At 68.8% G+C, this 25,487-nt stretch carries 22 protein-coding genes; 15 read left to right on the top strand and 7 right to left on the bottom strand.

The features are described from left to right. The 9 genes from BMX37_RS12060 to ccoS all read left to right on the top strand — a co-directional run. On the top strand, positions 1-369 hold a 369-nt coding region (locus BMX37_RS12060), incomplete at its 5' end, for an aminotransferase class I/II-fold pyridoxal phosphate-dependent enzyme (protein WP_139198083.1). 82 nt (positions 370-451) lie between these two features. Further along, positions 452-2,134, top strand: coding sequence for a cytochrome-c oxidase, cbb3-type subunit I (ccoN, locus tag BMX37_RS12055; RefSeq protein WP_093665981.1), 1,683 nt, complete (start codon positions 452-454; stop codon positions 2,132-2,134). A gap of 14 nt (positions 2,135-2,148) precedes the next feature. Then, positions 2,149-2,883 carry a cytochrome-c oxidase, cbb3-type subunit II gene (ccoO, locus tag BMX37_RS12050; RefSeq protein WP_093665980.1) on the top strand — a complete coding sequence of 245 codons (735 nt, stop codon included), beginning with the start codon at positions 2,149-2,151 and terminating at the stop codon, positions 2,881-2,883. Then, positions 2,880-3,044 (top strand): cbb3-type cytochrome c oxidase subunit 3, encoded by a 165-nt coding sequence (locus tag BMX37_RS12045; RefSeq protein ID WP_093665979.1) that lies wholly within the window; start codon positions 2,880-2,882, stop codon positions 3,042-3,044. The genes ccoO and BMX37_RS12045 overlap by 4 nt, the downstream gene beginning before the upstream one ends. Then, positions 3,037-3,978 carry a cytochrome-c oxidase, cbb3-type subunit III gene (gene ccoP / locus BMX37_RS12040; protein WP_093665978.1) on the top strand — a complete coding sequence of 314 codons (942 nt, stop codon included), beginning with the start codon at positions 3,037-3,039 and terminating at the stop codon, positions 3,976-3,978. The genes BMX37_RS12045 and ccoP overlap by 8 nt, the downstream gene beginning before the upstream one ends. A gap of 25 nt (positions 3,979-4,003) precedes the next feature. Further along, entirely contained in the window at positions 4,004-5,527 is a 1,524-nt protein-coding gene (gene ccoG / locus BMX37_RS12035) for a cytochrome c oxidase accessory protein CcoG (RefSeq protein ID WP_093665977.1), read from the top strand. A gap of 11 nt (positions 5,528-5,538) precedes the next feature. After that, entirely contained in the window at positions 5,539-5,997 is a 459-nt protein-coding gene (locus BMX37_RS12030; RefSeq protein WP_093666016.1) for a FixH family protein, read from the top strand. A gap of 59 nt (positions 5,998-6,056) precedes the next feature. Then, positions 6,057-8,156, top strand: a complete 2,100-nt coding sequence (locus BMX37_RS12025; protein ID WP_093666015.1) for a heavy metal translocating P-type ATPase — start codon at positions 6,057-6,059, stop codon at positions 8,154-8,156. After that, positions 8,153-8,329, top strand: coding sequence for a cbb3-type cytochrome oxidase assembly protein CcoS (gene ccoS / locus BMX37_RS12020; protein WP_093665976.1), 177 nt, complete (start codon positions 8,153-8,155; stop codon positions 8,327-8,329). Before BMX37_RS12025 ends, ccoS begins: the two co-directional genes overlap by 4 nt. Here the strand turns inward: ccoS and BMX37_RS12015 are convergent. From BMX37_RS12015 to BMX37_RS12005, 3 genes are read right to left on the bottom strand one after another with little or no spacing between them, the layout of a single operon-like run. Continuing rightward, positions 8,268-9,701: an efflux transporter outer membrane subunit gene (locus tag BMX37_RS12015; protein ID WP_093665975.1), complete on the bottom strand. Its 1,434-nt coding sequence runs from the start codon at positions 9,699-9,701 to the stop codon at positions 8,268-8,270. The two genes, ccoS and BMX37_RS12015, sit on opposite strands and share 62 nt — an antisense overlap. Further along, positions 9,698-10,921: an HlyD family secretion protein gene (locus BMX37_RS12010; protein ID WP_093665974.1), complete on the bottom strand. Its 1,224-nt coding sequence runs from the start codon at positions 10,919-10,921 to the stop codon at positions 9,698-9,700. Before BMX37_RS12010 ends, BMX37_RS12015 begins: the two co-directional genes overlap by 4 nt. After that, positions 10,918-12,588, bottom strand: a complete 1,671-nt coding sequence (locus BMX37_RS12005) for an MFS transporter (RefSeq protein ID WP_093665973.1) — start codon at positions 12,586-12,588, stop codon at positions 10,918-10,920. The genes BMX37_RS12010 and BMX37_RS12005 overlap by 4 nt, the downstream gene beginning before the upstream one ends. A gap of 253 nt (positions 12,589-12,841) precedes the next feature. Between BMX37_RS12005 and paoA the strand changes: the two genes are divergently transcribed. Genes paoA through paoC form a run of 3 tightly spaced genes read left to right on the top strand, consistent with a single transcriptional unit; the run spans position 12,842 to position 16,665 of the window. Continuing rightward, entirely contained in the window at positions 12,842-13,501 is a 660-nt protein-coding gene (paoA, locus tag BMX37_RS12000) for an aldehyde dehydrogenase iron-sulfur subunit PaoA (RefSeq protein ID WP_093665972.1), read from the top strand. Beyond that, entirely contained in the window at positions 13,498-14,448 is a 951-nt protein-coding gene (locus BMX37_RS11995; protein ID WP_093665971.1) for an FAD binding domain-containing protein, read from the top strand. Before paoA ends, BMX37_RS11995 begins: the two co-directional genes overlap by 4 nt. Positions 14,449-14,454: 6 nt before the next feature. After that, a complete protein-coding gene (paoC, locus tag BMX37_RS11990; RefSeq protein WP_093665970.1) occupies positions 14,455-16,665 on the top strand; it encodes an aldehyde oxidoreductase molybdenum-binding subunit PaoC in 2,211 nt (736 codons plus the stop codon). Between the two features lie 14 nt (positions 16,666-16,679). On the opposite strand, the gene BMX37_RS11985 is transcribed toward paoC, so the two are convergent. Together BMX37_RS11985 and BMX37_RS11980 are read right to left on the bottom strand one after the other, a co-directional pair. Next, positions 16,680-18,539 (bottom strand): diguanylate cyclase, encoded by a 1,860-nt coding sequence (locus BMX37_RS11985; protein WP_093665969.1) that lies wholly within the window; start codon positions 18,537-18,539, stop codon positions 16,680-16,682. Then, the gene (locus tag BMX37_RS11980; protein WP_212611442.1) at positions 18,536-20,743 is read right to left on the bottom strand and encodes a putative bifunctional diguanylate cyclase/phosphodiesterase; all 2,208 of its coding nucleotides are present in this window, start codon (positions 20,741-20,743) and stop codon (positions 18,536-18,538) included. Before BMX37_RS11980 ends, BMX37_RS11985 begins: the two co-directional genes overlap by 4 nt. 143 nt (positions 20,744-20,886) lie before the next feature. On the opposite strand from BMX37_RS11980, the gene BMX37_RS11975 reads away from it, so the two are divergent. Genes BMX37_RS11975 through BMX37_RS11965 form a run of 3 tightly spaced genes read left to right on the top strand, consistent with a single transcriptional unit; the run spans position 20,887 to position 23,893 of the window. Next, the gene (locus BMX37_RS11975) at positions 20,887-22,008 is read left to right on the top strand and encodes an 8-amino-7-oxononanoate synthase (protein WP_093665968.1); all 1,122 of its coding nucleotides are present in this window, start codon (positions 20,887-20,889) and stop codon (positions 22,006-22,008) included. Further along, positions 22,005-22,628, top strand: coding sequence for a dethiobiotin synthase (bioD, locus tag BMX37_RS11970; RefSeq protein ID WP_093665967.1), 624 nt, complete (start codon positions 22,005-22,007; stop codon positions 22,626-22,628). Before BMX37_RS11975 ends, bioD begins: the two co-directional genes overlap by 4 nt. Further along, a complete protein-coding gene (locus BMX37_RS11965) occupies positions 22,625-23,893 on the top strand; it encodes an adenosylmethionine--8-amino-7-oxononanoate transaminase (protein ID WP_093665966.1) in 1,269 nt (422 codons plus the stop codon). The genes bioD and BMX37_RS11965 overlap by 4 nt, the downstream gene beginning before the upstream one ends. Here the strand turns inward: BMX37_RS11965 and msrB are convergent. Both msrB and BMX37_RS11955 read right to left on the bottom strand, forming a co-directional pair. Continuing rightward, positions 23,872-24,321 (bottom strand): peptide-methionine (R)-S-oxide reductase MsrB, encoded by a 450-nt coding sequence (gene msrB / locus BMX37_RS11960; RefSeq protein WP_093665965.1) that lies wholly within the window; start codon positions 24,319-24,321, stop codon positions 23,872-23,874. The genes BMX37_RS11965 and msrB overlap by 22 nt on opposite strands. 76 nt (positions 24,322-24,397) lie before the next feature. After that, positions 24,398-25,390: an RcnB family protein gene (locus tag BMX37_RS11955; protein ID WP_093666013.1), complete on the bottom strand. Its 993-nt coding sequence runs from the start codon at positions 25,388-25,390 to the stop codon at positions 24,398-24,400. Between the last annotated feature and the right edge of the window lie 97 nt (positions 25,391-25,487).

Here is a 25,487-nt window from a genome sequence, read left to right as displayed (position 1 = left end):
GGGCAGCAGGCGGCGGCGGCCCGGCTGAAGGCGATGTTCGCCGACGCCGGCCTGCCGGTGATGGACACCGCCACGCACATCGTGCCGCTGATGATCGCCGACCCGGTCAAGGCCAAGAAGATCAGCGACATCCTGCTCGCCGAATACGGCGTGTACGTGCAACCGATCAACTACCCGACCGTGCCGCGCGGCACCGAGCGCCTGCGCTTCACACCCGGCCCCGCCCATGACGAGGCCATGATGGTCGAACTGACCCAGGCACTGGCGGAGGCGTTCGACCGGGTCGGCGCCAGGCGCCTGCGTGGGTGTCCGACGCGGGAGCGCTTCAGCCTGCAACCGCGGCAGGTCCGCATCCCGCTCGCCGCCTGAGCGCGGAGTTTTTGACGACGATCAAGGTGCGCGAGCCCGGGGCGGGGGAGTGCTTCAACCATCCGATCAATGGTGGGGAACCATGGACGATACTGTTCTAGCTACGGTGGGGGCCTGGCTGCTGGCCGGTTTCCTCGCACTTGTCGCCGCGGTGCTGACCGCGGATCATGCCTTTGCGATCCAGATGGGGATCGTCGCGGCGGCCGCCATGTGCGCCGCGATCGCCAGCGCCAGCCGGGGGTCCAGGGTGCTGGCCGGCCACGCTGGTGTCGCCGTGCGGTCCGACCGCTATTATGACGATGTGATCCGCTGGGGCGTGATCGCGACCGTATTCTGGGGCGTGGTCGGTTTCCTGGTCGGGATCGTGGTCGCGTCGCAGCTGGCGTTCCCGCTGCTGAACCTGAACTTCGAATACACCACCTTCGGGCGGTTGCGGCCGCTGCACACGTCGGCGGTGATCTTCGCGTTCGGCGGCAATGCGCTGATCGCGACCAGCTTCTACGTGGTGCAGCGGACGTGCCGTGCGCGACTGGCCTTTCCGGCGCTCGCCCGCTTCGTGTTCTGGGGGTACCAGCTGTTCATCGTCCTTGCGGCGACCGGCTACATCCTGGGCATCACCGAGGGCCGGGAATATGCGGAGCCGGAATGGTATGTCGACATCTGGCTGACGGTGGTCTGGGTCAGCTATCTGGCGGTGTTCGTCGGCACGATCATCAAGCGGTCCGAGCCGCACATCTACGTCGCCAACTGGTTCTACCTCGGCTTCATCATCACGGTTGCCATGCTGCACGTGGTGAACAACCTGTCGCTGCCGGTGACGCTGCTCGGGTCGAAGTCCTATTCGCTGTTCTCCGGCGTGCAGGACGCGTTGACCCAGTGGTGGTACGGCCACAACGCCGTCGGCTTTTTCCTGACCGCCGGCTTCCTGGGCATGATGTACTATTTCGTGCCCAAGCAGGCTGAGCGCCCGATCTACAGCTATCGCCTGTCGATCATCCACTTCTGGTCGCTGATCTTCCTATACATCTGGGCGGGGCCGCACCACCTGCACTACACCGCGCTGCCCGACTGGGCGCAGACGCTGGGCATGGTGTTCTCGGTCATGCTGTGGATGCCAAGCTGGGGCGGCATGATCAACGGCCTGATGACCCTGAACGGGGCATGGGACAAGGTCCGCACCGACCCGATCATCCGCATGATGGTGTTCGCGCTCGCCTTTTACGGGATGAGCACGTTCGAGGGGCCGATGATGTCGGTGAAGAGCGTCAACTCGCTCTCCCACTACACCAACTGGACCATCGGCCACGTCCATTCGGGTGCGCTGGGCTGGAACGGCATGATCACCTTTGGCGCGATCTACTACATGGTGCCGCGCCTGTGGGGACGTGAACGGCTTTACTCGCTGCGCATGGTCAACTGGCACTTCTGGTGCGCGACGCTGGGCATCGTGCTGTACGCCGCGTCGATGTGGGTGGCGGGCATCACCCAGGGGTTGATGTGGCGCGAATATGGTGACGACGGGTACCTGGTCTATTCGTTCGCCGAAGTCGTCGCAGCGATGCACCCCTATTACGTGATCCGCATCGGCGGCGGCCTGCTCTACTTTACCGGCGCGCTGTTCATGGTCTGGAACGTCTGGATGACCATCGCCGGCAAGCTGCGCAACGAGGCGTCGATGAGCAGCGCGCCCTACGACCCCGAGCGTGACCGGCCGGCCACGCCCTTCACTTCCGCAAAGGGCGGCGCCATCGCCGCCGCCGAATAAGGAGGCCGCACGTCATGGCCAGCCTTTACCAGGGCCACAAGAAGATCGAGCGCAACGTCACGCTGCTCGGCGTGCTTGCCCTCGTCACCGTAGCGATTGGCGGCATCGTGGAGATCGCACCCCTGTTCTGGATCCAGTCCACGGTGGAAAAGGTGGAGGGGGTTCGCCCCTACACCCCGCTGGAGCTGGCAGGGCGCAACATCTACATCCGCGAGGGCTGCTACAGCTGCCACAGCCAGATGATCCGCCCGTTCCGTGACGAAACGGAGCGGTATGGGCACTACAGCCTGGCGGCGGAAAGCATGTTCGACCACCCGTTCCAATGGGGGTCGGAGCGTACCGGACCCGACCTTGCCCGTGTCGGCGGGCGCTATTCGGACGAATGGCATGCCCAGCATCTGAAGGACCCGCGGTCCGTGGTCCCGGAATCGATCATGCCGCCCTACGCCTTCCTGGCCCAGCGCGACCTCGACCCGACCGGGATCGGCGACCACCTGAAGACGCTGCGTCATGAGGGCGTGCCGTACTCCGACGCCGAAATCGCGAAGGCGGAGGCGGACATGGTCGCGCAAGGAACGCCGGACGGCGACGCCGCCGACCTGCAGAAGCGTTATCCCAAGGCGCAGGCGCGCGACTTCGACGGCAATCCGGGTCGCCTGACCGAAATGGATGCGCTGATCGCGTATCTGCAAGGGCTGGGCACGCAGGTCGACTTCAAGGCGGCCGCCGCGCGGGAGCAGGCGCAATGAGCTACGACACGCTGCGCCACCTGGCCGACAGTTGGGGGCTCGTCATGATGGGCGTGCTGTTCACCACCTTTGTCGGCTGGACCTTCCTGCCGGCCGCCCGGCGCTCGCACCAGCGCGCCGCGACCAGCATCTTCGAGAAAGAGGACGGGATCGATGGCTGAGAACAAGCGCATCGACGAAAAGACCGGCACACAGACGGTCGGCCATGAATGGGACGGGATCGAGGAACTCGACACGCCCATGCCCCGCTGGTGGCTGGTCACCTTCTACGCCACGATCGTCTTCGCGATCGGGTATTGCATCGCCTATCCCGCATGGCCGCTGGTCAGCCGGGCGACGGCCGGCGTGCTGGGCTGGACCAGCCACGGCGACCTGGATCGCGAGATGAAGGGCGAGCAGGTGCGCCGCCGACCCATCATGCGTGCCTTGGCGGTGACGCCGATCGAGTCGCTGCCCGCCAATCCCCAGTTGCTGGCTGCGGCGGAGGAGGGCGGACGGTCCGCGTTCAAGGTGCACTGTGCCGCGTGCCACGGGGCGGGCGCCGCGGGGAGCAAGGGCTATCCCAACCTGAACGACGACGACTGGCTGTGGGGCGGCACGCTGACCGACATCCAGCAGACGCTGATCCACGGTATCCGTCAGCCGGGCGACGACGACACGCGCCAGTCGCAGATGCCGGCGTTCGGCCGCGACGGCGTGCTGACGCCCGAGCAGGTGCAGGATGCGGTGTCCTATGTCCGCTACATCTCGCATCAGGAGGGGGGCAGCCAGTCCGCCATGCGCGGGCGCGAACTGTTCGCCGCCAATTGCGCGGTGTGTCACGGCGAAAAGGGCGAGGGTAACCGGACCGTCGGTGCGCCCCGGCTGAACGACAGCATCTGGCTGTACGGTGGCGACCGCGACAGCCTGACCGACACGATCACCAACGCGCATGGCGGCATCATGCCGGCCTGGGGCAAGCAGCTCGATCCGCTGACGATCAAGATGCTCGCCGCCTATGTACATTCCCTCGGTGGTGGTGAGTCCTCCGCGCCGGTAAATGTCGGCGACACCTCGGGAAAACCGGCGGCAGCGCCAGGCGCCACGGGGAAGTAACACCCAGCACGAAGTTCCGCGCGTCATGTCCCACCCCAACGACCTCGTCTCTCCGCCGCGCCTGTTCGAGGCGCGGCGGAAGATCTTTCCGAAGGCGGTCACCGGACCGTTCCGGCGGTTCAAATGGGCGACATTGGCGCTGACGTTGCTGGTCTATTATGTGACGCCGTGGGTGCGCTGGGATCGCGGCCCCTATGCGCCGGATCAGGCCGTGCTGGTCGATCTGGCGCACCGGCGCTTCTACATGTTCTCCATCGAGATCTGGCCGCACGAATTCTACTACGTCGCGGGTCTGCTGGTGATGGCGGCGATCGGGCTGTTCCTGGTCACATCGGCGGTGGGGCGCGCATGGTGCGGCTATGCCTGTCCGCAGACGGTGTGGACCGACCTGTTCCAGCATGTCGAACGCTGGATAGAAGGCGACCGCAATGCGCAGATCCGGCTGGAGAAAAGCCGCTGGACGCTGAACAAGGTGGCGCGTCGCACCGCCAAGCACGCCGCGTGGATCGCCATCGGCATGGTCACCGGCGGGGCGTGGATCTTCTACTTCGCGGATGCGCCGGCACTGGCACGGGCCTTCGTCCACGGGGAGGCGCCGCTGGTCGCCTATGCCACGGTCGCGGTGCTGACCTGGACGACCTATCTGCTGGGTGGCCTGATGCGGGAACAGGTGTGCCAGTTCATGTGCCCCTGGCCCCGTATCCAGGCGGCGATGATGGACGAGCGGTCGCTGACCGTCACTTACCGGTTCTGGCGCGGAGAGCCGCGGACGCGCGGGTTGAAGCGCGCCAAGGTCGACCATCCGGTACCGGAACGGCTGGACGCGGCCACGTCGCTTCTCCAGCTGGCGGAGCGTCCGGCAGTCGCGGATCGGCTGGTCGGCGACTGTATCGATTGCAATGCCTGCGTCGCGGTGTGCCCGACCGGCATCGACATTCGGGAGGGGCCGCAGATCGGCTGCATCACCTGCGGCCTGTGCATCGACGCGTGCGACGACACCATGCGGCGGATCGGCCGGCCGACGAAGCTGATCGGTTACACCACCGAACTGGACGCGCGCGCGGAGCACGCCGGCGCGGCAGCCATGCCGCCGCTGAAGCGGCTGTTGCGGCCGCGCATGCTCGCCTACCTGGCGATCTGGTCGGCGCTGGGCCTGTTCATGCTGGTGTCGCTGGGCACGCGCACGCATCTGGGGATCAGCGTCAATCAGACGCGCAACCCGCTATGGGTGCGTTTGTCGGACGGGACGATCCGCAACACCTATCAGGTCAAGATCCGCAACATGGAGGCTCGCCCGCGACTGGTGGAGGTGTCGATCGCCGGCGCGCCCGGCATATTGTGGGACGAACATGGCGAACGTACGGGCGCCGGGCGCAGCGTCCGGCTGCGGGTCGAGCCGGACAAGGTGGCGAAGGCGCAGATGTTCGTCGCCGCCGACGCGGCGGGTGCGCCGCGCGCCGACATGACCTTCACCGTGCGGGCCCTGGATGCCGAGGGCGGGGAGGCGACCGACACCAGCTTTTTCGAACGGCCGGAGGTGGCGCAATGAAGGGTGCATCGATGGGCCGGGGGTTCACCGGCTGGCACATGACGGGGGTCATGGTCGCGTTCTTCGGCGTGGTGATCGCGGTCAACATGCTGATGGCGACCGAGGCCTCCCGCACGTTCGGCGGCGTGGTGGTGGAGAACAGCTATGTCGCCAGCCAGCGGTTCAACGCCTGGCTGGGCGAAGCGCGGGCGCAGGCGCGGCTGGGCTGGCGCGCGGAGGCGAAGGAGGAGAATGACGGCGAGCTGACCGTGCGTCTGTCCGGTCCCGCCGGTCCGATCGACGGTGCGCTGGTGGCGGTGGAGGCAGAGCATCCGCTGGGGCGCCTGCCGGGGCGTGCCTTTACGCTGCAGGGGACGGGGGGCGGTCGCTATGCGGCGCCGCACGCGCTGCCGCCTGGCCGCTGGCGGCTGAGGATCGAGGCGCGGTCGGGCGCGCGCGACGCACGGTTCGAGCAGGACGTGCGCTTGTGAACGCTCTGACCCCGGTGCGTGCCGCCGCCGGTTCCACGACCGAACTGGTGGTGGAGGGCATGCGCTGCGCCGGATGCATCGCCAAGATCGAGGGCGGCCTGCGTACTATGCAGGGGGTCGTGGCCGCACGGGTCAATTTCACCAGCAAGCGTCTGCGCATCGACCATGATGCCGCATTGGACGACGAAGCGCTGATCGCGGCGGTCGCGCGGCTGGGGTTCACCGCACATCTGTTCGCCGAAGCATCGGAGTCGCCGGCGCGGCGCGAGAGCCGCCGACTGGCGAAGGCGCTGGCGGTGTCGGCATTCGCGGCGATGAACGTGATGCTCTTGTCGGTGTCGGTCTGGTCGGGTGCCGACGGGGCAACGCGACAGATGTTCCACTGGTTGTCGGCACTGATCGCCCTGCCGGCGATCGCCTATGCCGGCCGACCCTTTTTCGAGAGCGCGTGGACCGCGGTACGCCACGGTCGCACCAACATGGACGTGCCGATCACCATCGGCATCGCGCTGACCAGCGGCATGAGCCTGTTCGAAACCGCGACCGGTGGCCCGCACGCGTACTTCGACGGCGCGGTGATGCTGATCGCGTTCCTGCTCGGCGGGCGGCTGCTCGACTCGGCGATGCGGGAGCGGGCGCAGGACAGCGTCGCCGCGATGCTGCGCAGGCTGCCCGCAGAGGTCGCGGTGCTGGGTGCCGACGGCGCCGTCCGGCGCATGGCGGTGGCCGAGGTGGAGCCGGGCATGCGCGTCCTGGTCGCGGCCGGCGACCGGATCGGCGTGGACGGCGTGGTCGAACAGGGTGAAAGCGATGCCGACCGCAGCCTGGTCACGGGCGAGAGCGCACCCGAACCGGTGTCGCCCGGCGGGACGGTGCTGGCCGGCACGATGAACCTGACCGCGCCGCTGACGATTCGCGCCACCGCCGCTGCGGCCGACACGGTGATCGCCGACATCGCGCGGCTGATGGAGGCGGCGGGGCAGGGCAAGTCGCGCTACGTGCGCATCGCCGACCGCGCGTCGCGGTTGTACGCGCCGGCCGTCCACACGCTGGCGGCGCTCAGCCTGGTCGGCTGGCTGGTGGCCGGCGCGGGGTGGCACCACGCCCTGCTGATCGCGGTGGCGGTGCTGATCATCACCTGCCCATGTGCGCTGGGGCTGGCGGTGCCGGTGGCGCAGGTCGTGGCGGCCGGCGCACTGATGCGGCGCGGGGTACTGGTCCGCGACGGGGCTGCGCTGGAGAAGCTGGCGGTGGTGGACACCGTGCTGCTGGACAAGACCGGCACGGTGACGCTGGGCCGGATGGAGCCGGTGTCCGGTATTCCTGTGCTGGAGGAGGATCGGCGGGCCCTGCTGGCGCTGGCGCTCGCGACGCGCCACCCGTTGGCGCGTGCGATCGCGACCGCGCTGGAGGGCGATGGCGTGTCTCCTGCCATCGCGAGCGAGCTGAAGGAGGTGGTCGGCCGGGGTGTCGAGGGGATCGTCGACGGACGAACCGCGCGGCTGGGGCGCGGCGACTGGGTGTGTCCCGCCGTGACCACACCGACAACGGGAGCGGAGGATGCCGACGCGCAGTCGGAAACCAGCTTCGCCTGGGCGGACGGCGCCGTTCACCGGATCGTGCTGGCCGATGCGGTCCGGCCGGACGCCGTGGCGGCGGTGCAGCGGATCGCGCGGCTGGGCCTGTCAGCGCAGTTCGTGTCGGGCGACAGCTGGCCCGTGGTCGAGAGGTTGGCGCGCCGGCTGAATCTGTTCGCGCGTGCCCGCATGTCGCCGGCCGACAAGCATGAGGCGGTGGAGCGGCTGGAGGCGGCGGGGCGGCGCGTGCTGATGGTCGGCGACGGCCTGAACGATGGCCCCGCGTTGAAGCGGGCATCTGTCGGCATGGCGCCGGCCGCCGCGAGCGATGTGGGGCGGCAGGCCGCCGACCTGGTCTTCTTCGGTGATCGACTAATGCCCGTCCCGTTGGCCGTCGCCGCGGCACGACGAACGATGCGGGTCGTGCGGCAGAATTTCCTGATGGCGATCGGCTACAACGTCCTGGCGGTGCCGCTGGCGATCGCGGGCCAGGTCACCCCACTGGTGGCGGCGCTGGCCATGTCAGGTTCGTCGATACTCGTGGTCGCCAACGCCCTGCGTCTGAGGAGTGCGGCGCGATGAACATCGTCGGTGTCCTGATCCCGATCGCGCTGTTGCTGGGCCTGCTCGGGCTGGCGGCGTTCTTCTGGGCGGCGGGAAGCGGGCAGTTCGACGATCTGGACGGCGCCGCGCTCAGGGTTCTGCTGGACGAGGAACCGGGGGAGCCGCCCGGGCCGCTCCCCCCGTCGCGCTGACCTCCGCCGGGGACCAGCCGCCGCCCATCGCCTGGAACAGCGCCACGTTGCTGGTCAGCCTGTCTGCGCGCGCCTGCACCAGCGTCAGTTCCGCGTTCAACAGGTTACGCTGCGCATCGAGCTGTTCGAGATAGCTGGAATAGCCGGCGCGATAGCGGTTGGTGGCGTTCTGCAACGCCCCGCTCGCGGCGGCGGTCTGTCGCTCCAGCGCGCTTGCCTGTTCACCGCTCCGCTGCACACCGGCGAGCGCGTCGTCGACCTCGCGAAGGGCGGTCAGCGCGGTTCGCCGGTACGAAAACGCCGCCTGGTCGCGGCGCGCGGTGGCCGCCGCCTCCTGCGCGCGCAAACGGCCCCCGTCGAAGATCGGCGCCAGCACGCTTGCGCCAAGCGAGAAGACACCGACCGGGTTGGACAGCGCGGTCGACAACACCACGCCGACATTGCCGGTCAGTGCCAGGTTGGGCAGGAACGCCGCGCGCTGGCTGTCGAGCGTCAGGTCGGCGGCGACCAGCGTCTGTTCTGCCTGGAACAGGTCGGGCCGGCGGCGGAGCAGGTCGGCGGGCAATCCGGCCGGGATGGCAGGCCGACCGATCCGATCCAGCGGCAGGCCGCGCGCGATCGCGCGGGGGGCATCGCCGGTCAGCACCGACAACGAATTCTCCTGCCGGCTGATCGCCAGCTCCGCCGCGGGGAGCAACTGCGCGGTCGCCTGATACTCGGCCTGCGCCTGGCGATATTCCAGGCGGGAGGAATAGCCGGTTTCGAACCGCCGCCGCGCGATGCGAAGCGCGTCGTCCCGTGCCGCCAGCGTCTGCCGCGCGATCGCCAGCCGCTCATCCAGTGCACGCAGCGTGATGTAACCGCTGGCCGCCGACGCCGCCACCGCCAGGCGGACCGTATCGCGCGCACCCTCGCTGGCCAGCAATTGCGCGCGCGCTGCCCGGCTCGCCAGCCGCAGCCGCCCGAACAGGTCCAGGTCGAAGCTGGCGGTGAGGGCGGGTTGCGCGCCGAACGCACGGCTGGGGGTGCCGAGCGGGCTGAGCGTCTGGCCCTGCGTCTCCGGCACCGTGCCGCCGACCTGTGGCGACAGCTGCGCGCGGGCCAGCGCCTCCGCCGCGCGCGCCTCGTCAACGCGCGCTGCCGCGATCTCCACATCGGGGTTGTTGGCCAGCGCACGGGCTACCAGCGCGGCGAGCGCGGGGTCGCCGAAGCCGTTCCACCATTCCGCCGCGATCGGGCCACCCTGGGCCAGCGTGGTCCGCCACCCGGGCGGCGGGGCGACGGCGGCGGCCGACGGCGCGGGGGCGCGCGGACCCGCCGACACGCAGCCGGAAAGCGCCAACAGCGCGAGGATGGCCGGGGCCTGCCTCACTGGGCGTCCCGCGCGCCGGCGGTGTCGACCCGCGCCTGCACCGACATGCCGGGGCGCAGGCGCGCGGCGAGCGGCTGGTTGGGATCGATGCGGATACGCACCGCGATCCGCTGCGGCACCTTGGTGAAGTTGCCGGTGGCGTTGTCCGCGCGCAGCACCGCGAACTCGCTGCCTGCGGCGGGGGAGATCTGTTCCACATGACCGCTCAGGCGTGCATTGGCCAAGCCATCGACGGTGAAGCTGGCCGGCTGTCCAACCCGGACCCGCGCCGTCTGTGCCTCCTTGAAATTGGCGATGACCCAGACGCCCCGCGGCACCAGGAACATCAACTGCGATCCGGCCGTCACATATTGCCCGACGCGTACGCCGACCTCGCTCAACCGGCCGGTTTCCGGTGCGCGGATCACCGTGTTGGCGAGGTCGATGCGCGCGAGACGCAGCGCCGCCTCCGCCCCAGACACGCCGGCCTGCTGACCACCGCGACCGACCTCCACCGTCCGGATGTCCTGCCGCGCGATGTCACGTGCTGCCTCCGCCTGCGACACGCCGGCCTGCGCCTGGCGCAGCGCGGCGACCGTCTGATCGCGTTCCCGGAGCGACACCGACCCGTCGCGGACCAGATCGTTGACCCGCGCCAGATCGGCCTGGGCGCGGAGCAACTGCGCCTGCGCGTTCTGGACGGCCGCATCCTGCGCGCGGAAGCTGGCGGCGCGGCTGGCGGCGGCCTGGCGGCTGTTGGCCAGCGTTGCCTGCTGACCCTCCAGCGTCGCCGTCGCCTGATCGACCCGCTGCGCGTAGATGCGCCGGTCGATCACCACCAGCGGCTGGCCCGCGCTGACGGTCGCGAAATCGCGGACCAGCACCTGCGCGACATAGCCCGAAACCTGTGGCGCAATGACCGTGACACGTCCCCGGACATAGGCATTGTCGGTGGACTCGCGCGCGGTGTCGAACGGCCAGATGCGCCACGCCGCCAGCACCGCGCCGATCCCGCCCAGCGTCAGCACCGCGATCAGGATGATGGCGGGAGAGGACAGGGTCGGGGGCCGCCAGCCGGACCCGCCCGTCGCGGCCGGGCCGGGCTGCGCCGCCGATGCGGGGGGCACCGGCGCCGCTGTGCCCGGCTGGGCAGGGGACGCGGCGGCGTCCTGCGCGATCTTCTCGTCCGTGCGGGGGGAGGGGGTGACGGCGGTCGGTTCTGGCGTTCTGGTGTCGGTCATGCGTGCTGTCCGCGTCGGGCCCGGATGGCGCGCCGAGTGATGATGAAGAGCAGATAAGCGCTGGTCGCGGCGGAAAGAACCGCGATCAGGCGGAATACATCGTCATATCCCAGCACGTTCGCCTCCCGCGTGGCGTTTTGCGACAACAGGGCGCTGCCCTCCGCGCGGGCGAGGGCCGGGTCGCCGAGCACGCGGGATAGGCTGGCCCCGCCGGCCTGAATACGCTGTTGCACGACCGGATCGGTGGGGCTGACCGCCTGCACCAGGGCGGCGCTGTTCGCCTTCTCCCGCACGGTCTGGTACGTGCCGATCAACGCGGAGCCGCCCAAGCCGCCCAGCGAGTTGATGATGCCGAACAGGGCGATGAAGCTGATCACATGGCCCGTGCCCTGTTGCAGCGCCCGCGTCATCCCGAACAGCAACGATGGCCCGAGGAAGAAGGTCGCGGAAAAGGCGATCATCGCCTGCGTCGCATAAAGCTGCGGCGCGCGGGTCAGGCTGGTGGAATAGGAATCGATCCATGCCGCCACCGCGACCAGGGCGATCGACATCATCACGGGATGCGCCAGCTTGTCCGCGTTGATGGTTGCGGCGCTGGCAATCACGCCGGCCACGGTCGCCAGGAATATGATGATGAAGAACGTGCCCAGCTGGTCGTTGTTCTGCCCCAGCGTGGTCAGCAGGCCGATCGCGCCATAGGTTTGTTCCGACAACACGATGCGCGCCATGATGGTGACCACGGTGAAGCGCAGGATGTCGGCGCTCGCCAGCCAACGCGTGTTGAGCAGCGGGTTGGCGCGGCCATGCTCGATGACCAGCGCGCCCGCGATCATCGGGATGGCGGCGATCAACGCCCATCCGATCCAGCGCGCCTCCGTCCACCACACGATCCTGCCCAGGCCCAGCACCGCCGCGATCAGGCCGGCGCCGATCGCGAACAGGAAGAAGGTGACGAAGTCCAGCCGCTCGAACGCCTTTTGCCGCACGGTGGGCGGCAGGCGCAGGGCCAGAACCCCGGCCAGGCTGATCGCGGCCAGCCCCAATTCGAACAGGTACAGCGTTCGCCACTGGCTCATCGCCAGGAGGTCCGGCGAGAACAGGCGCGCGAGTGGGGTGGCGCATTGCGGAATGCCGATGCCGACCACGATCCCGCGAAGCCGCCACTGCGCCGGAAACGCCTGCATCAGGTAATACAGGCACAGGCTGGACACCGGCGCCGCCGCCATGCCGCTGGCCGCGCGGACCATCACGGCGGACGGAAAATCCAGCACGAACAGATGGGCAAAGGTCAGCAGCAGGTAGATGCCGAGAAAGATGGTCGCGAAGGGGCGCAGGCCGAATTGCTGCCGGAACTTTATCATCAGCAGGTTGATGCTGACGTTGGTCATCACATACACCGTCGGCAGCCACGCGATCTCCGCCGGGTCCAGCCCCAGCGCGCCGGCCAGCGTCGTGGTGTTCGCGGCGACCAGAGCGTTGCCGAACCCTGCGGTCAGCCCCAGCACGATCCCGACCAGCGCATAGGCCAGCTGGCGATGGCGGGGATGTTCGGGCGATCCCGGCGATCCTGGCATGACCGGCCGCTCATGCGCGGCATAGGCCCAGTCCTCCTCGGCCAGAAAGGCGCGCAGGCGGGCGACGGGGCCGCGTGCGGACAGCGTCACCATGCGACGGCGGTGCGGCGGAAAATTACGGTCATGCGCGCACCCTTCCTGGCGTGGTGGCGCCGGCGTGGCGGCCCCGAAGTTCCCGCGTTAGCTGTTTGTGCGTGGCGCGGGAACAGCATGATCGCATGCCGGGCGTGGACCTGGAACGCGGAAATGGCATAGAACGTTGGATCAGCAACGAATTGCCGCACGAACACACGGCATCGCCGGCCCATGAGTCGGGTCCGGCGGTCGAACACATGGAGCTTTCATCATGAGCGAGCCGAACGACGTGCGGGACGACGTCATCGTCTCCCGCCGCGGCATCCTGGTCGGTGGCGCGGCCTCCGCCGCGGTCAGCGCGATCCCGGCCTCCGCCGGCGCCGCTGCGCCGCAGCCCGGGCCCGCTACGATGACCGTGTCCTTTTCGGTGAACGGCCGGAAACAGGATCTGGTGCTCGACACCCGCACCACCCTGCTCGACGCGCTTCGGGAGCATCTGCACCTGACGGGCACCAAGAAGGGGTGCGACCACGGCCAGTGCGGCGCCTGCACGGTGATCGTGGATGGCAAGCGGATCAATTCCTGCCTCAGCCTGGCGGTGCAGCATCAGGGCGATGCCATCACCACGATCGAGGGGCTGGGCATGCCGGATGACCTGCACCCGATGCAGCAGGCGTTCATCCGGCACGACGGCTTTCAGTGCGGATACTGCACGCCGGGACAGATCTGTTCGGCGGTGGCGGTGCTGGACGAGATCAAGGCCGGGGTCCCCAGCCACGTCTCCGAAAACCTGACCGGGCCGATGCGCCCGACCAACATGGAACTGCGCGAGCGGATGAGCGGCAACATCTGCCGCTGCGGCGCTTACTCCAATATCGCGGAGGCAATGGCCGACGTGGCGGGCGTCGATGCGGCGGGGGAAAGGGCATGAAGGCCTTCACGTACGAGCGGGCGAAGACCCCGGCCGAGGCGGCGGCGATCGTCGCTCGCATGCCGGGTGCGAAGTTCCTGGCGGGCGGCACCAACCTGCTCGACCTGATGAAGCTGCAGATCGAGGCGCCGTCGCATCTGGTCGACGTGCAGGACCTGGGCTTGGATCGCATCGAGAAGGCGCCGGACGGCGGCCTGCGCATCGGCGCGCTGGTGACCAACACCACGCTCGCCGCGGATGAGCGCGTGCGGCGCGATTACGGCGTGCTGACCCGCGCGATCGTGGCGGGAGCCTCGGGACAGTTGCGGAACAAGGCGACGACGGCGGGCAACCTGCTGCAACGTACGCGCTGCCCCTATTTCTACGACACCAACCAGGCGTGTAACAAGCGTCGGCCCGGTTCTGGCTGCGCCGCCATCGGCGGCTATTCGCGGCAGCTGGGCGTCATCGGCGTTAGCAAGTCGTGCATCGCCACCTATCCTGGCGACATGGCGGTGGCCCTGCGGGTGCTGGATGCGCGGGTGGAGACGGTGAACGCGCAAGGGGCGACGCGGACCATCCCGATCGCCGAATTCCACCGTCTGTGGGGCGACACGCCGCATATCGAGACGGCGCTGGCCCCCGGCGAGCTGATCACCGCGGTCAGCCTGCCTGCGCCGATCGGTGGCCGGCATCTGTACCAGAAGGTGCGCGACCGTGCCTCCTACGCCTTTGCCCTGGTCTCGGTCGCCGCGGTGATCCAGCCAGACGGCAGCGGCCGTGTCGCGTTCGGCGGCGTCGCGCCCCGACCGTGGCGGGTGGAGGCGGCAGAGGCGCTGCTGCCGCAGGGCGCGCGCGCGGTCGTCACGCGTGCGTTCGCCGGCGCCACGACCAGCAGCGAGAACGCGTTCAAGGTCCCCTTGGCGGAGCGGACGCTCGCCTCGGTTATCGCACAGGCCAAGGGGTAATCACCCATGAAGTTCGACACGCCGGCAGGCACCAACCCCATCGACCAGCTGAAGGTCATCGGCCGCCCCACGGACCGCATCGACGGCCCACGAAAAACGACCGGCACGGCACCCTATGCCTATGAACGGCACGATGTCGCGCCCAACCAGGCCTATGGCTACATCGTCGGCAGCGCCGTGGCGAAGGGGCGCATCACCAGCATCGACACGGCGGAGGCAAAGGTCGCGCCGGGCGTGGTCGCGGTGGTGACCACGCTGGATTATCCGCCGCTGGCACTGGGCAAGAACAACATCGCCCGCCTGTTCGGGGGAGCCGACGTCAACCATTACCACCAGGCGGTGGCGCTGGTGGTCGCGGAAAGCTTCGAACAGGCCCGCGCCGCGGCGGCGCTGATCCGCGTCGACTACGCCCGCAAGCCCGGCAAGTTCGACCTGGCGCGCGAGGCGCCGACCGCGCCGCTGGAGGGCGGGGGCAGCGGCGAAGGGTCCGGTGCGCCGAAGATTGACCGCGTCGGAAAGTTCGAACAGGCCTTTGCCGCCGCGCCGGTGACGCTCGACCAGACCTATACGACTCCCGATGAATCGCATGCGATGATGGAGCCGTTCGCGACCATCGCGTCGTGGCAGGGCGACAAGCTGACGCTGTGGACGTCCAACCAGATGATCAAGTGGAGCAAGGGCGACGTCGCGAAGACGCTTGGCATCCCTGAGGAGAATGTCCGGCTCGACTCTCCCTATGTCGGCGGCGGTTTCGGCGGCAAGCTGTTCGTCCGCGCCGACGCGATCCTGGCCGCATTGGGAGCAAAGGCGGCGTCGCGTCCGGTCAAGGTCGCGATGACGCGGCCGATGATGGCGAACAATTCCACTCACCGGCCTGCCACCATCCAGCGTGTCCGGCTGGGCGCGACGCGCGACGGCCGGCTGACCGCGATCGCGCACGAAAGCACCAGCGGCAACCTGCCGGATGGAAAGCCGGAAACGGCCGTCTCGCAGACCAAGCTGATGTATGCCGGCGCGAACCGCATGACGCTGATGCGGCTGGCGACGCTCGACCTGCCGGAGGGCAACGCGATGCGTGCGCCGGGCGAGGCGCCGGGCCTGATGGTCCTTGAGATGGCGATGGACGAGCTGGCGGAGAAACTGGGCATGGACCCGGTCGAACTGCGCGTCATCAACGACACCATGGAGGATCCGGAAAAGCCGGGCCGCGCGTTCTCGGAACGGCATCTGGTCGAGTGTCTGCGCACGGGCGCGGAGCGGTTCGGCTGGAACAAGCGCAATGCTAAACCGGCCCAGGTACGTGACGGCCGCTGGCTTGTCGGGATGGGCATGGCTGCCGGTTTCCGCAACAACCTGCTGATGAAGTCGGCCGCGCGGGTCGGCGTGGATGCCAAGGGCGTGGTGACGGTCGCGACCGACATGACCGACATCGGCACCGGCACCTACACCATCATTGCCCAGACGGCGGCTGAGACGATGGGCGTTCCGCTCGACAAGGTTGTGGTTCTGCTGGGCGATTCCTCGTTCCCGGCGTCCGCGGGGTCGGGCGGGCAGTGGGGTGCTAACAACTCCACCGCCGGCGTGTATGCGGCCTGCATGAAGCTGCGCGCGGATGCTGCGCGGCGGTTGGGCATGGACCCGTCCACCGCGACCTTCGCCGACGGCAAGGTGTCCGACGGCAAGCGGAGCGTCGCCTTGTCCAAGGTCGCCGGACTGTCCGCGGAGGACGCGATAGAATATGGCGACCTGGACAAGCGGTTCCAGCAATCGACCTTTGCCGCCCATTTCGTGGAGGCGGCGGTGGACGCCTATACCGGCGAGGTCCGCGTGCGGCGCATGCTGGCGGTGTGCGACGCAGGTCGCATCCTGAACCCCAAATCGGCGCGTAGCCAGGTCATCGGGGCGATGACCATGGGCGTCGGCGGTGCGCTGACCGAGGAACTGGCCGTCGACACCCGGTTCGGCTTCTTCGTCAATCATGACCTGGCCAGCTACGAGGTGCCGGTTCATGCCGACATCCCGCATCAGGAGGTGGTGTTCCTGGACTATCCGGACGCCAAATCCTCCCCGATGAAGGCCAAGGGCGTGGGAGAGCTGGGGCTGTGCGGCGTCGGCGCCGCGATTGCCAACGCGGTGTACAATGCGACGGGCGTGCGGGTGCGCGATTACCCGATAACGCTGGACAAGCATCTGGCGAAGCTGCCGCCGGTCGCCTGACCGGCGGTGGCCCGCTACTCCGCCGCGTGCAGCTGGGTCGGGTCGGTCGAGAGCTCGATCCGATCCCGGCCCAGCCGCTTGGCGCGAAACAGCGCGCGGTCGGCCGAGACCACCAGCGTGTCCGGCGCACGGACGCTGCCCGGCGCCCAGACGTCGATGCCGAACGACATGGTGACGGGCCCCAGCCGCTGCCCGGCGTGATCCACGGTCATGTCGCGGATCGTGCGGCGCAGATCCGCGACACGGCGGCAGATCAGGTCCCGCGACGCGCCGGGAGCGATCACGGTGAACTCCTCCCCGCCATAACGGCACACGATATCGCCGTGGCGGAAATGGGTCTGGATCTGCGCGGCCACCGCCCGCAGCAGCGTGTCGCCCGCATCATGGCCGTGGCCATCGTTGAAGCGCTTGAAGTGATCCACGTCCGCCATCACAACCGCCAGCGACGTGCCGTTGCGTTCCGCCCGCGCGGTTTCCAGTTGCAGCGCCTCTTCCAGATAGCGGCGGTTGAACAGCTTGGTCAGGGGATCGCGGATCGACTGTTCGCGCAGGCGTGATCGTAGATTGTCGTTGACCAGGGCCAGCGCGACATTCTCCATCAGCACGCCCAGCCGGAATTGCTGTTCGTCCTCGGCCAGTCCCTCGACATAGATCAGGCCCAGCACCTCGCCACCCGCGATGATCGGTTCGCACAACCGCTCCACGGGCATGTCACCGGCGGCATGGGCGCAGATCATGTCCGATCCCGGCCGGTCCACCGCATGCGCCTGTCCGCGCCGGAGTGCCCAGCACTGGTTGGGGGCGAACGTCTCCGGCGCGGCGCCGGGATCGCCCCAACTGGCCCGGCGAACCAGCATGTTGCGCGAATGGTTGTGAACGTACAGCGCGCCGGCAATGTCCGGAAACACCTTCGGCAGGAAGCAGCTCAGGACCTCGTCCAGCTCCGTTTCGTCCTGCACGGCATGTAGGCGCCGGGCGACGCCGCTCAGCAGCTCCATCGATTGCTGGCGCGCCTGCAACGTCTCTCCGCGTGCACGCAGTTCGGCATTCGCGTCCGCCAGCTCCGCGCGGACGGCCTGCGCCTGGTCCATCGCCGCGAGCAGGCGCTCGGCCGTGTCGTTATAGGCACGCGCCAGCCGCCTGAATTCCCGACTGCCCAGCCGCCGATCGACCAGTGCACGCGCGTTGCGATCCCCCTCGCCAAAGCGCGTCACGGCATCGAGCAACTGGTGAAGCGGGTCGGACATGCCGGTGCGAACCTGCCACGCCACCGCACCGATCAGCAGCACCAGCACCGGGCAGCCGAGGAGCAGGAGCAGGCGCAACGTGCGGCTGTGGTCGTTCGCCTCCTCCGTGCGCAGGACCATCAGGCGATGCTCCGCCTGTCGCATTGTTTCGGCCTCACGCATGATCCGCGCCATGACGCGGCGGGCGCGATCGCGCTCCGCCGGCACGGCCGCCTGACGCGGGCCGAGCACGCGCGCGCGGGCGATCGCGCCGTTCATCAACTGCGCCTTGGCCTGGGCAAAGCGCTGAAGGGACAACGCGTGCCGCATCTGTTCGGGATTGTCGGCGACCAGCGTCACCAGCGCCGCGCTCACGGTTTCGGCCTCGCGCAGATTGCCATCGAAGCGGGACAGGTAACCGCGATCGCCCGTCATTAGATAGCCGCGCAGCCCGGACTCGGCCTCTCCCAGGTCGCTGGTCAGCGTGTTGATGCTGATGATGACGGTCTGGGTATGCGCGACCCAGCCGAACGCGTCACGCGATCGGTTGCCTGCCTGGAGCAACAACGCACCCAGCAACAGCGCGAGCGCCGCCGACAGGGCGGTCGCGCCATAGATTCGTGCGCCGAGAGACGAGAGCAGCCTCATGCGCGCAACCCTTCGGCGCCAGCGTCGTCCGCCGGCCGCGCAATCAGGCGCTCGAAGTCCTTGGCCGGCATGGGATGGCCGAACAGATACCCTTGGCCGCTGCGGCAACCGCTGACCTGCAACAGCGCCCTTTGCCCCTCTTCCTCGATACCCTCCGCGATGACGTCCAGCCCCAGTCCGTTGCCCAGTGCGGCGATGGTGGACACGATCAGCGCGTCGGTATGGTCGGTCCGCATGTCGCGAACGAAGCTGCGGTCGATCTTCAGGCGGGTGAGGGGATAGGTCTTCAGCACGCTGAGCGATGCGTAGCCGGTGCCAAAATCGTCCAGCGCGATGCCGACGCCGCTGTCGTGCAGCGTCCGCAACGCGTCGAGCATCGTGGCATCGTGGCGCAGGATGATGTTCTCCGTCACCTCCAGCTCCAGGCCGGCCGCGTCCAGTCCGCACCGGTCCAGCACCGCCGCGACCAGCGCCGCCAGCGTGCCCGTGCCGAATTGCGCGGAGAACAGGTTCACCCCCATGCGGAAGCCCGGCAGGATGCGCCGCCACGCGACCGCCTGAGAACAGGCGACTTCCAGGATCCAGGTGCCGATCTCCGTTGCCAGCAGGCCCTGTTCGATCGCGGGCAGGAAATCGCCCGGGCCGACCAGTCCGCGCTCCGGATGGTTCCAGCGCAGCAGGGCCTCCGCCCCGATCAGGCGTCCGTCGGCCAAGTCGACCTGTGGCTGGTAGAACAGCTCGAACTCGTCACCGTCGATCGCGCGGCGCAGTTCCTCCTCACGTTCGCGGCGCGCCAGTGCCTGTTCCCGCAAGGCGACGTTGAACGTACGCCGGCAGCGGCGCCCCTCGCGCTTGGCCTGATACATCGCCAGGTCGGCGCCCGAGATCAGCTCCTCGGCCGAATGGGCATGGGCGGGGAAGGAGGCGATGCCGACACTGGCACCAAGATGCACAGCCTGACCCTCCACCGCATACGGTTTGCCGAGTGAGGCGATGATGCAATCGGCCGCGTGGTCCGGGTCGTCGGTCGGCGCGCCATGCCCCTCTGACGGGACGATCAGCACCGCGAACTCGTCGCCGCCGATCCGCGCCACGGTATCGACCGCCCCCACGCACTCGACCAACCGGTCGCCCACCTGCTTCAGCACGGCGTCGCCGACCCCGTGACCGGCGGTGTCGTTGACGGGCTTGAACCCGTCCATGTCGACGAACAGCAGATGGGCGGGGCAGTGTTGGTCGATCCGCTCCGCGATGCGGTCGAATAACACGTTGCGATTGGGCAGGCCGGTCAGCGGATCGTGATGCGCCAGGTGGAACAGCTTGTCTTCGTTGCGCCGCCGCTCGGAGATGTCGCGCATGATCGCGCCAAAGCTGGCATGACCATCCTCCCGCCACATCGACAGCGACAATTCGATTGGGAACTCGTGTCCGTCCCTGTGCATCGCGTTCAGCTCGATGGTCTTGCCGACCAGACGCGGTGCGCCCCCGCCGGCAACCCGGTGCAGGCCGTTGCCATGACCGCCGCGCATGTGGTGCGGGACGATCAGGTCCAGCCCGTTGCCGATCGCCTCCGCGCGGGTGAAGCCGAACAGCTTTTCCGCGGTGGCGTTCCAGAAGGTGATACGGCCCTGATCGTCGGCGCAGACGATCGCGTCCGGCGATGTCGCCGCGATGTTGTGGAACCGCCGCTGTCCGGCTCGGCGCGCGGTTTCCAGGCGCCGCTGTTCCAGCTTGTTGAGCGCCAGTGCCGCCAGTTCGCGCAACGCCTTGCGATCGCGCGCGGGCAGCCCGGCACGCGGCTGCGGATCGATAAGGCACAGCGTGCCGAGGACGTGGCCGGCATGGTTGCGCAGAGGAACGCCGGCATAGAAGCGGATGCCCGGCTCGCCGCTTACGAGAGGGTTGTCGAAGAAGCGCGGATCGAGCCGCGCGTCCGGCACGACCAGCAGATCGTCGCCGTCCAGCGCGTGCGAGCAAAAGGAGACGTTCCGATCCGTGCCGCAAAGCTGGGTACCCGTGCGCCCCGCGAACAGCTGGCGCGTGTCACCGACCAGCGTGACCAGCGCGGTGGTGACGCCGAACAGTCGGGCAGCGAGGTCGGTGACGTCGTCCAGGCCCGAGTCGACCTCTCCCTCCTCGACACCATATTCGTCCAGCGCGGCCAGGCGCTCGCTCTCATCGGGAAGGAGCTTGGCAATTCTCACAGACTAACCCTTTCTCGCACAAGGGGATTAGGGGCGGGGGGTTAACATCCTCTTCGCCGTGTACGTCCGTTTCCGGTTCCGGACGCCGGCCATGCACGCGCCGCTCTGGCATTGCGGCCCCCATATGCCGCATAGCCGCCGCCATGTTCTTCGCTGCACAGCGCCGCCATCTCGACGACCTTGCCTCGGCCGGACGGACCCGGCGGCTCTCGCCCCGTGCCGGCACGGATTTCGCATCCAACGATTATCTGGCGCTCGCATCCTCGCCCCGGCTTCGTGGCGCGTTGGCCGAAGCGGTGGAGAGGGGCGTGCCGGTTGGCTCCGGCGGGTCGCGGCTGCTCCGTGGCAACGACCCCGAGCATGAAGCGCTGGAGACGGAGGCGGGCGCCTTCTTCGGCGTGGAGGCGGCGCTGTTCCTGGGCAGCGGCTATGCGGCCAATACCGCCCTGTTGTCCGCCCTGCCGCAGCGCGGCGACCTGATCGTGTACGATGCGCTGGTGCATGCCAGCACGCTGGACGGCGTGCGGCTGGGTCGGGGGGATGCCGTCGCGGCACGGCACAACGACGCGGACGCCTTTGCCGACGCGATCGCGTCGTGGCGGGGGCGGGGTGGCACCGGAACGCCGTGGATCGTCGCGGAGAGCCTGTACAGCATGGACGGCGATTTCGCGCCCTTGGCCGCGTTGGCGGAGATTGCTGACCGACACGAAGCGATCCTGTTGGTCGATGAGGCGCACGCGACCGGCGTCTGGGGCATGGACGGGCGTGGTTGTGCGGACCGGCTGGACGGCCGACCAAATGTCATCACGCTGAAGACTATGGGCAAGGCGATGGGGTGCGAGGGCGCGCTGGTCTGCGGCCCCGCGTTGGTGCGCGACTTCCTGGTGTCGCGCGGCAGGCCCTTCATCTTTTCCACGGCACCGTCGCCGCTGATGGCTGCGGTCGCACGGGAAAGCCTGACCATCCTGAGGGACGAGCCGCAGCGTCGCGACGTCTTGCAACGTCTGATCGCCTATGCGGCAGAGCGGCTGGGCTCGGTCGGCGCAACGGCGACGGGGTCCCAGATCATGCCGCTGGTGATCGGTGACAACGCGGCCACCATGCGCGCGGCGGAGGCGGTGCAGGCGGCGGGGTTCGACGTGCGCGGCATCCGGCCGCCGACGGTGCCCGACGGCACCGCGCGACTGCGCATATCGCTGACGCTGCATGTCGGGACGGACGAGATCGATGCCCTGGGCGATGTCCTGAACGCGGTGCTGCGATGAGCCGCGTGATCGTGGTGACCGGCACCGACACGGATGTCGGCAAGACGGTGTTCGCCGCCGGATTGGCCGCCGCACTCCGCGCGCATTACTGGAAGCCGATCCAGGCCGGGCTGACCGACGGCACCGATGCGAACAGCGTCGCAGGTCTGGGGGTGCCCCCCGACCATGTGCTGGCGGAGGCCTACCGCCTCCGTACGCCCTGCTCCCCGCATCGCGCCGCCGAACTGGACGGCGTGGCGATCGACGAGGAGCGGCTGGCGCTGCCGTCGGTGGACGGAACGCTGGTGGTGGAGGGGGCGGGGGGGGCGCTGGTCCCCGTCACGCGCGACCTGCTGTTCGCGGACCTGTTCGCGCGCTGGCGTCGGCCGGTGGTGGTGGTCGCCCGCACGGCGCTCGGCACCATCAACCACAGCCTGCTGACCATCGAAGCTCTGCGCGCGCGTGGCGTGCCGTTGCTGGGTGTCGCGTTCATCGGCGACCCGGTCGAGGACAGCGAGCAGACGATCGCGACGATCGGCGGGGTACGACGCCTGGGCCGGTTGCCGATCCTGCCACGGCTCGATGCCGCCACGTTGCACGCCGCCTTTGCAGAGGCCTTCGACCTGGCGGATCTCCGATGACCAGCTCACCGATCTGGCATCCCTTCACCCAGCATGGGCTGGGGGAGCCGATCCCGCTGGTCACCCGTGCCGACGGTGCCGCGCTGTTCACCGCCGATGGGCGCCGGGTGATCGACGCCATTTCGTCCTGGTGGGTGACGACCCACGGGCACAACCACCCCCGCATCGTCGCCGCTATCCGCGAACAGGCGGAGCGGCTGGACCAGATCATCTTCGCCGGCTGGACGCATGAGCCCGCTGAACAGCTGGCGCGTGGGCTGACCGCGATCATGCCACCCGCGCTGACCCGCGTCTTCTTTTCGGATTCCGGATCGACCAGCGTCGAGGTCGCGTTGAAGATGGCGCTGGGATATTGGAACGCGCGCGGCGAACCGCGGCATCGCATCGTGGTGATGCAGCACAGCTATCACGGCGACACGATCGGCGCGATGTCGGTGGGTGAGCGGGGCGTGTACAATCGTGCCTATACCCCGCTGTTGTTCGACGTCGGCACGATCCCCTTTCCGCATGCCGGGCAGGAGCAGGCGACCCTGGACGCGCTGGAGCGGGAATGCGCCGCCGGCGCCGCCGCCTTCATCGTGGAGCCGCTGGTGCTGGGGGCAGGCGGCATGCTGATCTATCCGGCGTCGGTACTGGCTGAGATGCGCGCGATCTGCGCGGCGGCGGGCGTGCTGTTCATCGCTGACGAGGTGATGACCGGCTGGGGTCGCACCGGCACGCTGCTCGCCTGTCATCAGGCGGACGTGGTGCCCGACATCCTGTGCCTGTCGAAGGGGCTGACCGGCGGTGCCGTTCCGCTGGCGGTCACGATGGCGACCGAACCCCTGTTCGCGGCGCATTACGCCGCCGACCGGTCGCGCATGTTCTTCCACTCGTCCAGCTACACCGCCAACCCGATCGCCTGCGCCGCCGCTAACGCCAATCTCGCCATCTGGCGCGACGAGCCGGTCGCGGCGCGGGTCGCGACCTTGTCACAGCGACAGGCGGAGCGCGCATCCCGGCTTTCCACGCTGCCGGGAGTGCGCGACGTGCGGACGCTGGGGACGATCGCAGCGCTGGGGGTAGGGGACGGGTCCGGCTATCTGTCGAACCTTGGGCCAAAGCTTTTGGCGTTTTTCCGGGAGCGGGACCTGCTGCTGCGACCGTTGGGCGACACGATCTACGTCATGCCGCCCTTTTGCATCGATGAAGCGGACCTGGACGCGGTCTACGATGTGATCGCCGATGCGGTCACGACCTTTGGTCAGGCGACGGCCAACACCTGATCGACATAGTCGCCATAGCCTTCCGCCTCCATGCGCTCCCGCGGTACGAAGCGGAGCGAGGCGGAGTTGATGCAATAGCGCAGGCCGCCGCGATCGCGTGGGCCGTCGTCGAAGACATGGCCCAGATGGCTGTCGCCATGCTTCGATCGCACCTCGGTACGCACCATGCCGTGGGTGCGATCGGACAGTTCGGCGACGTTGGCGGGCTCGATCGGCTTGGTGAAGCTAGGCCAGCCACAGCCGGATTCGTACTTGTCGCTAGACGCGAACAGCGGCTCGCCCGACACCACGTCGACATAGATGCCCGCCTGCTTGTTGCCAAGATACTCGCCCGTGCCCGGACGCTCGGTCCCGCTGCGCTGGGTGACGTGGAACTGCTCGGGGGTCAGGCGGGCGATCGCCTCTTCGCTCTTGCTGTACTGGGCCATGAACACGCTCCTGGCGGCCGGCGCACCATCGGTCCGGCCTGGTTGAATGACCGAGCCGATATAGTGCGCCGCCCCTTCACCAGAAGATGTCGTACACCACGTCCACCACCTGGCCGTAACGCAGGTCGACCAGCAGTGCGTCGTTGTAATAGCGGACCCAGCGATAGGGGCCGTACACCGGCGGCAGCTCATACCCCTGCGGCTCGTCGATCCAGTAATCTTCCGCAAACAGCGGCTGGCTCAGCACGACCCCGACGGAGAAGCGGCGATAGCCGCGCGTCCAGCTGTGCGGGGCGTAGTAGCGCGGCAGGTGGAACCGCCCGCGATCCATCGCGCGACGGCGCGACCAGTCATAGCGTTCGTCCGAGCGCCAGCCCCGGTTCCACGCCGCGCGATCCTGGAAATCGCGGTCGTTGCGATAGGAGTCGATCCAGTCCGCGCGTTCGCGCTGCCAGCCGGTGGAGGGGCGGTTCCAATCGCCACCCCAACGCGGACGCTCGCCACGCGGTCCGCCGGGCCGGCTGGGGTTGCCCCATTGGCCGTCCCAACGGCCGCCGCCGTTGCCGTGCCAGTCCGGGCGCGGTTGGCCGGGGCGCGGCTCACCAACGGGCGGCTGATCGGGACGCGGGTTGGGCTGGCCCATGCCGGGGGGCCGCCACTGCCCACCGCCGTTGCCGCCCCAGGACGGCGGCCGCTGGCCCCAGCCCGGTCGCTGCTGGTTGCCCGCTTCTGGTCGTTGTTGCCAGCCGGGCGCGCCCGCACCCGGGGTTCCGCCGGGCCGCTGCCAACCCGGCCCGCCCGCTCCCGGGGCACCCCCCTGCCGCTGCCAGCCCGGCTGCTCGCCGCCCGGCGGACGCCCTTGTCCGCCCTGCCATGGCCGTATTTGCCCGTCCGGCCGGCGCCAACCGCCATTGTCGCCCGAAGGTGGCCGGGCTCGCTGGCCCTCGCCATGCAGCGAGGCCTGCATGCCGCGCGCATGCTCTCCCGGTACCACAGCGCCCTCCTGCGCACTTGCCGCTCCGGGAATAAGGGCCCCGGCCGCCAACAGCAGTCCCCAAAGCCTGCGCATCGTCTGCATCCTATCCTGCCGGCGCACGAGCCGGCCCCGATGATAGCCACTTTATGGGCGCCCGGTGGTGATCCGTCGCTGAACCGGCCGGTCAGCC

The organism is Sphingomonas gellani, from assembly GCF_900110035.1.
Taxonomy (GTDB): Bacteria; Pseudomonadota; Alphaproteobacteria; order Sphingomonadales; family Sphingomonadaceae; genus Sphingomonas; species Sphingomonas gellani.
Note: the sequence above shows the minus strand (reverse complement) of the source record. Positions and strands in the feature narration are given on the sequence as shown.